Source organism: Terriglobus saanensis SP1PR4 (genome assembly GCF_000179915.2).
GTDB lineage: Bacteria > Acidobacteriota > Terriglobia > Terriglobales > Acidobacteriaceae > Terriglobus > Terriglobus saanensis.
In genome coordinates this window covers 2,709,766-2,723,156 of sequence record NC_014963.1, presented here as the reverse complement: position 1 = coordinate 2,723,156, position 13,391 = coordinate 2,709,766, and the positions used below count along the sequence as shown (strand labels likewise).

The 13,391-nt window shown below is 56.1% G+C and carries 12 protein-coding genes; 3 read left to right on the top strand and 9 right to left on the bottom strand.

Features of this window, described 5'->3' with window-relative positions; all coding sequences use genetic code 11:
* The 6 genes from ACIPR4_RS11195 to ACIPR4_RS11170 form a co-directional block, all read right to left on the bottom strand.
* Positions 1-2,256, bottom strand: coding sequence for a WD40/YVTN/BNR-like repeat-containing protein (locus ACIPR4_RS11195; protein WP_013568782.1), 2,256 nt, complete (start codon positions 2,254-2,256; stop codon positions 1-3).
* Positions 2,257-2,340: 84 nt separating this feature from the next.
* Positions 2,341-3,240, bottom strand: coding sequence for an HvfC/BufC N-terminal domain-containing protein (locus ACIPR4_RS11190; RefSeq protein ID WP_013568781.1), 900 nt, complete (start codon positions 3,238-3,240; stop codon positions 2,341-2,343).
* Entirely contained in the window at positions 3,237-4,118 is an 882-nt protein-coding gene (gene bufB / locus ACIPR4_RS11185) for an MNIO family bufferin maturase (protein ID WP_013568780.1), read from the bottom strand. The genes ACIPR4_RS11190 and bufB overlap by 4 nt, the downstream gene beginning before the upstream one ends.
* Positions 4,119-4,195: 77 nt before the next feature.
* Positions 4,196-4,477 carry a hypothetical protein gene (locus ACIPR4_RS11180; protein WP_041586049.1) on the bottom strand — a complete coding sequence of 94 codons (282 nt, stop codon included), beginning with the start codon at positions 4,475-4,477 and terminating at the stop codon, positions 4,196-4,198.
* A 244-nt stretch (positions 4,478-4,721) separates the two neighbouring features.
* Positions 4,722-5,684 (bottom strand): hypothetical protein, encoded by a 963-nt coding sequence (locus ACIPR4_RS11175; RefSeq protein ID WP_013568778.1) that lies wholly within the window; start codon positions 5,682-5,684, stop codon positions 4,722-4,724.
* Between the two features lie 44 nt (positions 5,685-5,728).
* Positions 5,729-6,505 (bottom strand): DUF1223 domain-containing protein, encoded by a 777-nt coding sequence (locus ACIPR4_RS11170; RefSeq protein WP_144312398.1) that lies wholly within the window; start codon positions 6,503-6,505, stop codon positions 5,729-5,731.
* A gap of 175 nt (positions 6,506-6,680) precedes the next feature.
* Here ACIPR4_RS11170 and ACIPR4_RS11165 point away from each other — a divergent pair, with 175 nt between their 5' ends.
* From ACIPR4_RS11165 to ACIPR4_RS11155, 3 genes are read left to right on the top strand one after another with little or no spacing between them, the layout of a single operon-like run.
* Positions 6,681-7,151 carry a DoxX family protein gene (locus ACIPR4_RS11165; RefSeq protein WP_013568776.1) on the top strand — a complete coding sequence of 157 codons (471 nt, stop codon included), beginning with the start codon at positions 6,681-6,683 and terminating at the stop codon, positions 7,149-7,151.
* A gap of 11 nt (positions 7,152-7,162) precedes the next feature.
* A complete protein-coding gene (locus tag ACIPR4_RS11160; RefSeq protein WP_245536309.1) occupies positions 7,163-7,774 on the top strand; it encodes a sigma-70 family RNA polymerase sigma factor in 612 nt (203 codons plus the stop codon).
* On the top strand, positions 7,765-8,022 hold the full coding sequence (locus ACIPR4_RS11155) for an anti-sigma factor family protein (RefSeq protein WP_013568774.1): 258 nt from the start codon (positions 7,765-7,767) through the stop codon (positions 8,020-8,022). Before ACIPR4_RS11160 ends, ACIPR4_RS11155 begins: the two co-directional genes overlap by 10 nt.
* 6 nt (positions 8,023-8,028) lie before the next feature.
* On the opposite strand, the gene ACIPR4_RS11150 is transcribed toward ACIPR4_RS11155, so the two are convergent.
* From ACIPR4_RS11150 to ACIPR4_RS11140, 3 genes are all read right to left on the bottom strand, one after another.
* Entirely contained in the window at positions 8,029-8,466 is a 438-nt protein-coding gene (locus tag ACIPR4_RS11150) for a hypothetical protein (RefSeq protein ID WP_013568773.1), read from the bottom strand.
* A 219-nt stretch (positions 8,467-8,685) separates the two neighbouring features.
* A complete protein-coding gene (locus ACIPR4_RS11145) occupies positions 8,686-9,642 on the bottom strand; it encodes an amidohydrolase family protein (RefSeq protein ID WP_013568772.1) in 957 nt (318 codons plus the stop codon).
* A gap of 85 nt (positions 9,643-9,727) precedes the next feature.
* On the bottom strand, positions 9,728-13,135 hold the full coding sequence (locus tag ACIPR4_RS11140; protein WP_013568771.1) for a glycosyl hydrolase: 3,408 nt from the start codon (positions 13,133-13,135) through the stop codon (positions 9,728-9,730).
* Positions 13,136-13,391: the final 256 nt, after the last annotated feature.

The following is a 13,391-nucleotide window of genomic DNA, read 5'->3' as shown; positions in this document are numbered from 1 at the left end:
TCACCGAAGGGGTTCCATCTCTGGTGTAGCAATGTCAAGAACTGCGGGTGTAGTGGTGACCGTACCGTGCCAAACGCCTCCGCCAAAGGTGCTGATGTAGACCTGCTGAGAGTCGTCGGGGTCAAGAATGACGCGGTGTCCCCACTTGAAGTTGTAGCCGGAGATGCGGCTCCAGTGTGTGCCCCCATCACGTGAGACCCATGCCGAAGATTCGAAACCCGCCGCGTAGACGGTACCGGGAAGACGTGGGTCGATCGTTACGGAGTAGATGTGCTGGTCGCGGCTCAGAGCGCTGGTCCAATGCTGGCCGGAATCTTCAGAGCGGAAGACGCCGCCGCCCTTACCGTGTGCCCCCACGGATCGCGCCCAGGCGGCCAGAAACAGACGCGCGGGATGGGATGGGTCTGCCTCCAATCCATTCGGTCCGTTGACTCCCTTTGGAAGCGAAACAGAGTGCCAGGTCTCCGCGCCGTCGGTGGAACGGTAAAGCGCACCATCGCCGCCATTCCCAATGCTGCCGTCCTCCGAACGTCGTGCAACGACGAGATAGAGCGAGTGGTCGGGGGCGAGTGTAAGTCTCCATGCAAACGGCGAAGGCTGCCGGATCCCTGAGTTCTTCAGCGACCAGCTTCGGCCATCATCGATGCTCTTGTAGACACCTCGTCCGAACGCCGCCACATATAAGGTACGAGCGTTGGCAGGGCTGAAAGGATCGATCACAATGTCCGTCGGCGCTGTGTCGGCCATACCTTTGCCGGAGGGAGTCCATGTGCGTCCTCCATCGTCGCTGCGGCACACTCCGCCTTGAAACGTGTCGCTGGAAGTGTGTCGCCACATCTTGGGGCGGGGGAGGTCGTGAGTGCCGCTGTTCACGGTCCACGCCCGGCCTTTCACCTGAGGATCGAAGACCATCCAGTATGCGGTGTTGATCCACTTCTCGGGGATTCCGGCGCTGGAGCTTGTCCACGACTTTCCTGCCGTTTCACTGCGAAAGAGAGATATATCGGTGTAGGTAATGAATTGTCGATGATGATCGAATGGGTCGAAGTGAATGCCGTAGGCCGTGGTGACATCGAGCCCGGTGCTCGCCCAATCTCCGCCTGGCGTACGGTGCGAATAAGCTGCTTGCCACTGCTTGCCAGCATCCGTGGAGATGAGCGTGCGACCGAAGTCGGTGGCATAAACGAGACCGGGATTCTGGTCTGCAACCGTGAGGTTGAGCGGGTTTTCTCCCCATCCTGTGCCAAATCGGTCTGTGATCCACGCATCCTGAACATTTGCTGCCTGTGTCGTTGACTCCTTCCATAGGAGCTCCCACGTGTGCCCTGCATCCTGAGTACGGGCGACTCCGTGCCATGCGGCCCGGTGCCAAAGAACGCCGTCCATATGCAGGCCGCTATAAGAGGCATATGCGGTCTGCGGATGTCGAAAGCTGGTTGCAATTGCGCGGACGTTCGCGCCTACGCCGGGAAGAGATGAGGATGTCCATGAGGCGCCACGGTCCGTCGAAATAAAGATACCGTTCTTGGTTGCGGCATAGATGATCCAGGAACCTGATCCGGTGGGTGCAGCAGAGGAGTCGAGGAGCGATGAGGGCGTGGGAAACTGCTGGGTAAAATTGCCTCGCCTTGTTACGACAAAATGTTGTCCAACGATCAACAGAGTATCTGCACTCTCAGGAGCGATCCCGATTTTGCTGGCAGCTTCGGGCAGGGGAGCAGCAAAGGTCCAGTGAGTGCCAGCATCTCTGGAGGTAAAAAGTGCGGGCCGTGTCGATCCTGCCGAAGCATACAGGTGGTTGGAATCAGTTGGGTCGATTGCAAGCGCTGAGATAGGTTCAGATGGAGTAGCACTCGGCAGGATGCTCTCATCGGCGTGATCCGATGCCATCGAGATGTCCTTGATAGTCCTTGGGGTGGGAGAGATGAGCTTCCATGTCTCGCCGTCATCCCGGCTACGCCACAGTGCATTGTTCTGAGCGTAGATGACCTTGGGAAGCTTCGGATCGAAGAGGAAGAAGTGTACCGGGCCCCGCAGATTAAACATCCGCCAGGATGCGCCACCATCATGCGTGATGTAGGAGCCGCTCATGTCGCAGGCCACAACTACAGTGGAAGGATCGTGCGGACTGATCAAAGGATGAAACATGGCTCCGCCGCCACCTGGTCCAACCACGTGAAAATCACCTGGCCTTTGCGAGAGCGCGAAGGCCGAAACCACGAGGAAGAGGGCCAGCACACGGCGCAATCGGCTCATCTCGATTCTTCCTTATCTTTCGATACCAGTAAGTTGCACTCTCCATCTTTCCGTTGCACTTGTCAAGGACGGAAACCGACGTAACTATTGCACGCCAATCACGTCTACGGGGAGGTCGCAAAACCAGCCGAGTTCTGCCGCGTGGGCAAAGTATTGTTGGATCTTCGCGGCTTGCTGTTGGGGAGTCAGTTTGCTTGCTGCAAAGGAAACTTCGAGAGATTCACCCAGGGTACGACGCTGCTGCAAGGAGACGAAGAGAAGGTAGGCTTCATGGTCGATGCGGCGGTAGTAAACGGAATTATCAAACCGATGCACTGCAAGGAAGACGCGAGCACGTCTCATGCTGGGAAGCTTAGGGCGGGTATGGACGGTGAGTTCCGATACGGCGTTGCTCATCATGTCGTACTCAGGGGTCTGCTTGCGCACGGCGAGCACGAGTTCGTCGACGGGATAGTTGAGAGCAAGGAGTTGCAGGTGCGGCTGCAGCGAAAGTTTGGAGTCGCCGTCAAGGCCAGCCAGGTCTTCGAGCGTCAGGGATCTGATCCTGGCACGGTCGAACGATTCGACATAAGCCCATTCAAGTCCGGCGACGTCGAGGATGAGGGCATGCTTTGCTTTAGGAGAGAATTCAGGATGACCGTTTAGCCATACAGGAAGTCGTGCGCCGAGGTTGCGGAGCGTGAACGAGGTGCTGGGATTCTCTTTGAGATAGGCGAGAACAAGGGCGTCAAAACGTTTGGAGCCAAGGACGGCGGCGAGAGCGGGGAAGTCCTCGGAAACGGCAGAGATGACGCGGAACCAATACTGACGGTTATAGATTTCGAGGCGGTCGAAGGAAGTGAGACGGTCGTTCGGCTTGATATAGCCGGAGGCGATGTCTTCCATGGAGCGACCGTCTTCCGTTTGTTGCTGCATCTCAAAGTCTGGCGTGAGAGGTCGGCGGACGTCGTTCGCCATCTGGCGCTGGAGTTCAAGGAGCGTCATACACGGGCCTCTTGCGTGATGGCTTTCGGCAACGCGGTGCTGGTAGGTGTGGCATTAAGGTAGCGGTTGGCCTTGAGGGCTTCGTTGTGGACCTCATCGAAGGTCGGAATGTTGTCATCCCATTCCAGGAGAGTGGCGGTAACGCCGACGCGTTCAATGGCGCGGGCGTACATCTTCCAGACCGGATCAAGGACTGGGTGATCGTGCGTATCGAGGGTATACTTCTCAAACTTGGAATGGCCTGCGATGTGGACCTGAGCAACGCGGTCGGCTGGAACGGCGTCGACGTAGACCATGGGATCAAAGTTATGGTTCTGGGAGGAGACGTAGATGTTGTTGACGTCCAGGAGGATTCCGCAGTCTGCTGCATGGACGACTTCGTTGAGAAACTCCCATTCCGTCATTTCAGATTCGTGGAACTCTGCATAGCTACTGACGTTTTCTACTGCAATGGGGATCTCGAGGAAGTCCTGGACTTCGCGAATGCGCTGCGCGGTGATGCGTGCTGCCTCGAATGTATAGGGAAGCGGCAGGAGGTCATGTGTGTAGGTGCCGTCGACCGAGCCCCAGCAAAGATGGTCGGAGAGCCAAGGGGTCTTGGTACGTTTGGTGAGTGTCTTAAGACGCTTGAGGTGTTCTCGATCAAGCGGCTGCGCGGAACCAAAATACATGGAGACGCCGTGTTGGACGACCCGGTACTGATCGAGGATCTGGTCGAGAACATGGAGCGGTCGGCCGCCGTCCACCATATAGTTTTCGGAGATGATCTCAAACCAATCGACAACCGGTTTTTCTGTGAAGATGTGCTCGTAGTGCGGAACGCGCAAACCGATGCCTACCCCGTAGTCTGTGAATCCGTTAAAACGATTTGCTGGCATAGCTGGCTCCGAGGGTTACGTTGTGCAGAGATAGACATGGAGGCCTGAAAGTGCCAGGCCTCCATGCTACCGCGAGATTACGAGGCCTTTGGCTTGGATCCGTCCGTTGCGCAAGCACCCTGACCCTTGCAGGAGTTCTTGCCGGCATGCTTCTTGTCGCCACCGCCCTGACCCTTGCAATCGTTCTTGCCCTTACAGGAGTGTTTGGGTACATCCTGTTTGTCCTGAGCGATCATGACGCCAGCGGTGGCGGTCGTTGGGGCGTTGTTGGTTGGCTGAGCATTCATGCGGACCGCGGTGCCACCAAGAAGACCTGCGAATGCCGCGGCCAAAGCGAAAGACTTTGTTGAATTGTTCATGAGGATGAACCTTTCTATGGTTAGGGCCGCGCAGGCGCGCAGGCCGTTAGGGTTGAAGTTTGATTGCTCATTCTCCGTACAGTGAAACGAACGCACAAGCCATCTGAATCTAGATTCACTGGACGAAGCGTTTCCCATACTGCACCTTTGAGCGGCAAAATTGGAATAGGTTACAGAAGAATTTAAATTAATTTTCTGGGGAATAAATTTGTCCAACCGGTGTTTATCGCTATTCACCATATAGCTATGGCGTAGCGGTCCTGGGCTGGGTAATGGCCGTACGGATGGCGGCGTCCGGAGCGGAGGAGTCGAAGCTGATGATGCCGTTCGCACTACGTACGCCGAGTTGTCGCCAGAGCTTTGGCAGGTCGACAGGTACTGGAGCGCTTGACCAGCGAGCGTACATTTGCTCAAGGACGTGGGTGCCGGTCGCTGTGTCTCCTGTCTTGAGAACGCGGGCGGTAGGCCACTCTTTGTCGATTGTGCCGCCCGAACGAACGATGGCGCGGAGAGCGTCTTGCAGACCAAGACGGTTGTGGGTCTGACGATGGATTTCGATGTCGGCGACGAGGCAGAAGAGCGCTCCACCCCAGTAGGTGCGTCCCCATGTGTGGGTGTTGTTGAGGCCGCGATCGCCTTGCTCAGGTTCGCCATGGATCATGCCTCGGAGCATGTCGGCCCAGATACTTTCCGGGGACATCTCGCCTGCCTGAACGCGGGCGATTGGTTCGACGTAGCTGGCGAGGCCTTCTTCAAGCCAATGCTGATCGTCCGGCAGCGAAGGCAGGGCGGTGTGGACGAGTTCATGGGTAATGATCCAGTCGGTGGTCAATCCTTCGCGCGTGATGGACTGCCCGATGCGAAGGCGGAGAAAGGCTGGGAAGCCATCTCGAGCGCCCCAGGTCGTGCCTTGCAAAACGCGGTCGCCGTTGGCGACGGGGAGGATAAGGATGCGGGCCCTGGGAACAGGGAAATGTCCGTAGTAAAGGGCCACAGCGTGAGCAGCCCATTGGATGCGTTCAGTGATGGCGGTACGGGGGAGGTCAAGTGGGCCGTCAGCGAAATCAACTTGCAGCGTAGAGGTATCGATGCCGAAGGTTTGGGTGAACGCGATGTGCGGCTCATAGTGGGTATTTGGTCCGGCGCTGAACGCAGATGCGACAAACAGCGTGAGGACGCAGAGAGTTTGGCGGAGATTGCATTCCATCGTCAGCACTTCCTCTCGGCAGATGGCTGCGGCAAGGGTTGCAGCTAAAAAGGCCTTGTGTCTACTCCAAGAACATCACCGCTGTCAGTAGCCTGCGCAAAGAGAATGAGGTGGTGTGGTTGCGACGCAACGAAGGATCCTGGAAGTGGAAGCTGAATGGTTTGGCCGGGTGTCGGCTTTAGTTTGGCGATACGGATGAAGATGCGGGCTACGAAGACGTGAGAAAGGATGCGACCGGTGTTTTCGCCGCGGTAGACGCTGGTTCGGTCGGCATCGTCGGCTATGACGGCGAAGAGGTCGACGGCTTTGCGGGAGTCGCCTGGCTTGGCGGAGAAGCGAAGCGCGAGCACACGGCCATCGATATTGGCGGAGAGAATCTGGATGGCGACGGTTTCGGGCTTGTCCTGCTGATGCTGAAGGGCTCGCTGCAGGCTGGCATGGTCACTTCCAACAAATTGGTCGGTGCCGTTAACAACCATCTGGGGGGTGTAGACGCTGTCAAGGTGAAAGCGATTGGCGTAGGCATTCTGGCGGTCGGTGTAGGTGGGGGCTGAATAGGGATCGGCCCAGCCGAGCTGGTTCCAGTAGGTGACGTGCTCACTGATGCCGACAATTAACTGGCCATTGCGGGTAGAGCTGCCATTGATCTCGCGCAGGAGAGCGTCTGCAGGCGGGCAGCTGGAGCAACCCTCGGAAGTGAAAAGTTCAACAAGTATGGCTTTGGGTTTCGCGGCACGCTCGGTCTGAAAAGCGACCGATTTTGATGAGGGAGAGAGGAGCAGAATCGTTCCCGTGAAAATTGCTGCCAACCCAACTAACATATTTCTCTTTCGTTTGTACATCATTGGCTCCCTCAGATGAGCTGAGAATAGGACTGTGTTGGGGGCTAGGGGTTACAAGAATTTGAGGTTGTAACCTTCAGGAGATCGAAGGCTCTAATTCAGGTGTCACTCGAGGAAATGCGCGACGTTTCAGTCCCGCGAGAAATGAGGAACGATGAAACATTTAATCAACTGGTACACGCGCTTTACTGCGGCAACCTCGCACTTGCAATCGCCGATGCTGTTGGCTGTGCGGCTCTACTGGGGTTGGCAGTTTATGACAAACGGCTGGGGCAAACTGCATGGTCTGGCGAAGATTACTGATTTCTTCGCAAGTTTGAATATTCCATTACCCGCCTTGAGTGCTCATTTTGTATCTGGGCTGGAGTTTTTGGGAGGGATTCTGTTGGTTCTTGGATTGGCTACACGATTCGTCGGGCTACTTCTAGCTGGCAATATGCTGGTAGCCTACTGGACGGCGGATCATGAAGCGTTGACCTCGATCTTCTCCGATCCTGGCAAGTTTTATGTCGCTGATCCCTATACGTTTCTCTTCGCTTCATTGATGGTGATGATTTTTGGGGCGGGGATCTTCTCAGTCGACTATCTCCTGGAGAAAAAGTACGTCAAGGGCAAGGTTGCGTAGAGATGTCTGAAATGGAACAGCGCGATGAACAGCAAATGATCGCAGCGATTCTCGCGGGCGATGCACGACTGTTTCATGAACTGATCCGGCCCTACGAACGTAGTGTGTATGCGATGGCATTCTCGTTTCTGCGCAATGAGGCGGACGCCGAGGATGCTGCGCAGGAAGCTTTTTTGAAGGCTTTCCACAACCTTGCCAGCTTTCGCGGCGAGTCAAAATTCGGGACATGGCTCGTAAGCATCGTGCTGAATGAGGCGCGAAGCCGGTTGCGGCGGAAAAGTGCCGTGAGGATAGAGTCGCTCAACGAAGACCCGGATGAGCCAGGGCATGTATCTCCGGCGCTGCTGCGGGATTGGCGAGAAATTCCGTCCGAAGCGCTTGAGCGACAGGAGATCAAGCTACTGCTCCAGGAGGCTGTTACTTCGCTTCCTGAAATTTATCGTGAAGTCTTTGTGCTGCGCGATGTGGAAGAGTTGAGCATCGTCGAAGCTGCCGAAATACTGCAGGTAAGCATCGGAGCGATCAAAGTTCGATTGCATCGCGCGCGACTAATGTTGCAAAAGAGTCTCGCGCCACAACTAAAGCGACTGAATCCAAAGAGGAGGTGGTTCCAATGGTCATAGAGTGCAAACATGTATGGAATTACATCTCTGAATATCTGGATAGAACGCTGGACGCTGCCACGCGCGACACGGTGCAACGCCACCTGGAGCACTGTGAGATCTGTTCAGCGATCTTGGATTCTACGCGCAACATTCTCGTGCTCACGGCGGACGACCGCGTGTTCGAGTTGCCTCTTGGTTTCAGCGAGCGTCTTCACTCGCGCCTGGAGCAAGAGTTTACGAAAGATCCGCCACTAAGGCCTGCTTAGAATGCGTCAGGCATTATGAACGATAAGATGAGTCGCTTCCTCGACCACGACTAGAAGAAGTGTGACGACTGCAAGAGCGATCTGCCAGTTTTCTGCCCTGCGTTTTGCCGGAGTGACCGGTTCCACTCTCCACTGCGATGCGGGCCGTGCGCGCAGCGAGCGTATGCGCCAGATGACGTAGAGGTTCAGGATGGAACCTGCTACTGCAATCACCATCATAGGAATGCGAATCTTGTCCGCATGGAAGCCGCTGGAAGGGCGGTTTAATCCCGCAGCCGCTGCCAGTGCGCTAAGTCCGATCAGGACACGGACGCCGCTGATTGCCATGACCGCCGTGCATGCGCTTTGGAGCAGAATAAACGCCAGACTCGCCATGCCAACCAGCCACGACTTGCGAACGGTGGGTCTGTACTCGTCTTGTTGCTTCACATTAGTCAAATTCATGGGGTTCTCTCACCTCATACCTACGCCATGGTAATAGCTCTGCTTGTACCAAATATCACCAACCGGTAAAGAGTTGCTAATTCTTCCGATTCGTAGCCTTTTGACATTTGTGGCTTGCGATTTGATTTACTTCATAAAAATGGAAAGGCCATTGCGAATCATTCAACCAGCAGCTTTTTCCTGTCGTGACTGCAAGGCTGACTAGCACCAGTTATTTAACTAGCTCGGCTGGTTTGGAAGGCGCGGGTGCCATCTATAGGCAAGGATCGAGTTCTTCCAGAAGAGTTTTTCCTGGGCTGTGCGGCTCTTGTTTGCAGCGTATTGTTTCAAGATGCTGACCGTCTCGATATATGGCAGTATATGGTCGCTATTGGGCCAATCGCTGCCGAAGAGGGTCTTATCCTCGCCGAAGATATTCCATAGCTCATCCAGGTTTCCCCGATAGGAGCTGACGTCAGTCGATACCTTGCCGTTTTTTTCGAGAGGAATCTCTGAGAGTTTGATAAAGACTCGGGGAGCGCCGCCCAAGGTCCGGAGGGAGTGCCTGTATTCGATGATCTCGGCTGGAGCTTTGGGTTGGTCGGCGTGGGGAAGGTGATCGAGGACGATGGTGAGATCGGGGATGCGCTCGGCGATGGTTGCGATCGTGCGGATCAGGGCGGGGTTGAGATTGGCGCTCTCGAAGACGAGATGGGCCTGTGAGAGGAGCTTCAATCCGTCCAGAAAACCGGCACGATGTACATCTTCAACGAGATTGCGTCCCCAGAGATTGCCGTAGCGAAGGCCGAGGTAGAGGGGATCCTTATGCAGGCGCTCAAGCTCGCCTGCGAACTCAGATGAGCCAGGGATGAGGTCTCCGATGATGCCGACGATCAGGGGATACTTTTTCGCGATGGTGAGCAGCCAGTCGTTATCGCTGGACAGAGGGCTGGCCTCGATAGCGATAGCGCCGACGACACCGAAGTTGTGAGCGAGCCGCTCGTAGCGGTCGGGCAGGGCAGGTTTGTAAAGGACAAGGTCGGAGGGTTCGGGCCACGGAACCCCGCCAGGGCGGTTAGGATCGAAGAGATGGACGTGTGTGTCGATGACAGGGATGCGTTGTGACGCGAAGGCATCTCCGGTAGTCAGAGCGCCAGCCATATACAGACCGGACTTGAGGAGTGTTCTGCGATCCATCTTTTGGATGCCTCTGAATGATTGAGAGAACGAGGTCCGGCGAACAAGAAGAGTAAGCCTCGATGCTTGCCGGACTATTCGCTATTTAATGAGACACCCCATAGATTTTTACGGGACCGAGCAGACCGGACGGCAATAGCGGCGAGTTGGCCTTGTAGGGCTTCACGTCGGCGAAGGTGTACTTTACCTTTGCGTCTGACTGTTGGTCGCCGATGAGCCGGTTGACCCATGCGTTGGTGACCTTGACCGAGAGCTCATTTTTTCCGGGCTTGAGAGCGCTTGTAAGGTTGACTCGGTAAGGAGCATGCCAGACTTGACCAAGCGATTTGCCGTTGAGAGTGACCTCAGCGATATTTTTGACGTCGCCCAGGTCGAGCCAAATTTGGGTGTTCTTCCTTAACCAGTCCGCGGAGGCGTTGATGGTTTTGCTGTATGTGCCCGTCCCCGAGAAGTACTTGATTCCAGCGTCGGAGCTATCAGGCCATGAGATAAGGCTCTCGAAGGAGGCTGTCGCGGGAGCACCACGGTCCGGTTGGAAACTCAGATCCCAATGCCCATCGAGGATGGCCAGCTCTGTCTCGTGAGTAGCAGGAACGGTGTACGACATAGCTTTCGATTTCTCACGGAAGACCACAAAAACTGTTCCCCAGGGCTCGAGTTTCAGGGGAACGGTCGTGTGTCCGTCGGCGATAGCGTATGAGACGGGTTCGGACTTGCCGGTTTCGGCATGCCAGAGCTGAGGCACTTTGCCAGCCACGCGAAAACTTGCATCGACACTTGCGGGGTGATCGCTGCGATTGTCTACGAAGTACACGTCTCCATCTGCCAGCCTGCGGTGGACGAAGAGGAGGCGCGTGTCGGCTCCCGGTTTGGTGTAGTCGAAGTCAGGTTTGAGGTTGAGAGCATGGAAGACATCGTCAAGGCTCTGACCCGCATAGACGATACCCTTGCCCACTTTGTGGATGCCTGTGCCATCACCAAAGAGATCGCGGCTGAGCCTGGCGAACTCTGCATGGTCGTCGGCGAGGCTGGGATCTTTCTCGGGCCCGGGACCTGCGAGCGTTGCGCCTTCTTCCACAAGTTTGTGAATAGCACGCAGGACTGGCAGGGACATCTGTTTGCTGTACGGATCGAGACCAAGTACGCGATAGCTCATTCCGCTTGCAGTGGTGATTCGGCCGTTCGAGGCTTTCAACTCGTGGATCAGGCCATCGGCGTTGATGTAATCGAAGCCATAGCCAGCGGGAATGTTCGGGGCTTTGTCTTTGAAGATAGCGGTGAGGTTTGAATCCTCGCCATAGAAGTAAACGACGTCGGCTCCGAAGTGTCCTTGCTGTAGGAGGTAGCTGGTGCGAGCCAGGTAGTCGATCCATGGACGTGCCTGCTCGGCCCATGTTTCGTTGCGATTGAACCACTGTCCGAAGGGCCCGAGCGTGAGACCAGGAGCTTTACCGATCAGCGGTTGATGCGCGGACTCATGGATGACGAAGCGGTTGATGCCATTTAGAAACTCCTGATCGGCTGTGGGTTTCAGCGTGGAAGGCGACCATGCCCACGGCGCCGCACCGGCTGTCATGGACTCTGCCGCCACAAGGTTCTGGCCGTAGATGTGTGCGACCGAAGCGGACTCGCGATCGTCTGCGTTGAAGGCAAACTGCTCATGGTTTACGCCTGGTGTCTGGGTCCACATGGCGGCCATTGGAATATCATCGAGCTTCTTGACCTCCATGCCATCGGCGACGAAGGCGCGTCCGGATTCATGAGACTCTCCATAGTGGCCTATGTTCCTCGCTTTGAGAGAGGCCTGTACTTGCCCATAGTGCTCATCTGCAATCAGGTCGGCGATGGTTTTGCGGAAGTCCCATAGAAACTGATCGCTGGCGGGAGCGCTTTCGACAACATGGCCTGTGAGCACCGGCATCCAGGGGAGCGGGTCGTAGCCGCGACGTTTCTTGAACTGGTCGATCATGTTGTCGGTCCAGTTCTGGGAACCTGCCTCCCAGCTGTCGGTGATGACGTAGCGAATGCCGCGCTTGCCCATCCAATCCGCGCCGACAGTCTCCTTATAACTGTCTAGGTATCCATTCATGTACTTCTTCACATAAGCGTGGTTTAGCTTATCGACTTCGAGTCCGGTGGCCTCCTTCGTCGCGGGATGATTTGTGATGCCCAGCAGGGAGTACCCAAAGCGCAGGACGACCCAGTCGCCAACCGGTGGCGTCCAGTCCAGAGTGCCGTCCGGCTGCATCTTGCCGGTAAGGTCGATCACGTCGGCCTTTGAGATGCTGTCGTCTTTGTCGACAGTGGGTGTTGCGAATCCATAGATGTCATCCATTGTGGTGAACGCAGCCTTCTCTTCGAAGCGGTTCACGCGAGCGCCCACATGCAGTGATAGTTCCGCGACCTCATAGCCCGTCGGTTTCGGCGGAACTTTGAAGCCTAGCGATGCGGGATCGATGCCCTCAGCCCAGGAAGGCATATGAGGCGAAGCACCTCGCTCGAAGACGACGCGAATGAACCGGGCATTCACGTCAGGCAGCGTGATGGTATGCTCTGGAGCGCCATGGTCGGGAACGATTGCGATCTCGCGGAAGGCTGTGCCATCGTTGCTCACTTGAACCGACTTCTTCGGATCACCAATGCCAGTCAGGGCTCCGACGATCTCGGGTATGTTCGCTGCAACGATGGTCAGAGAGCGAACACGTTGCGCGGTGGGGAACTCCCACTGAACCCAGGCGTCGCCGGCCTCCGGAATGGGAAGCTTCATCATCTTGGAAAGATCGCCATCGCTGAGAAGGTTTAGATCAGGAGAGCCCGAACTGGCGGTCATCTTCGCGTGAAGAGAATCGAGAGAAACATCACCCTTCGGTCTGCGGTATGCGATCACCGCGGAGTCTGCGTAGAACTGTGGTGGGGCAATGCCAGCGTCCATAACATCGCGGACTCCGATGTTTTGAAAAGCCCCTGTGTTCGATGGCGGATGAGCGAGTTTGCCGTTGAAGGGCCTGCCGCCTTCAACGGACGTCTCGGACCAGACGTACTTCTTCATCCCTTCGGATGGAGGCACCCAGGGGCCGCCAGTCTCGCTCCATCCAGGGGAGCCAGCAATGGCCTCTTCCATGCCCAGGCTGTCTGCGAGGGTGGTTGCGTATTTGAACGCATCCTTCCACTCAGGCGTCATGTAAACCAGGCGCTTGTCGACGACTTGCGGCGTCTCCAAAGCAGCATCGAAGTTCTGGAAGCCAGCAATGCCAGAGCGATGCATCCACTCAAGATCCAGCTTGATCCCTTCCTTGCTAATGTTGCCGTTCATCCAGTGCCACCAGACGCGAGGCTGTGCAGAAGACGGAGGAGTTTCAAACCCCTTCGCCACGGTGTCTTTGTCGGATTGCGCCGTCGCGCCCTGAGAGATAACAAAACAGATGCAGAGGATGGTGGCAATGCGCGACTGCGAGAACCTTCCGGGTGTCTCTTTAAGAGCATGTGCGTGCATGTTGTTCGGCTCCTTGTTTGAGAAAAATGATGTACCGCGGTTGCGCAAATTCGCAGGGGGTGCTTTGGAGAGTGTTATGTCTATCAGCCGCCCCTGAAATCGTTGCCATATGCGGCTACCAGAGTTGATCCGGTCATGCTGCATGTAACAAGTGACCCTTCGATGCGTAACGCTAATAAGCAGTTGGAACCCATCTTCGCCTCACAATGGAGCGCATGCCTGAAAGCGCACCCATCCTACATGAAGCGAAATGCGA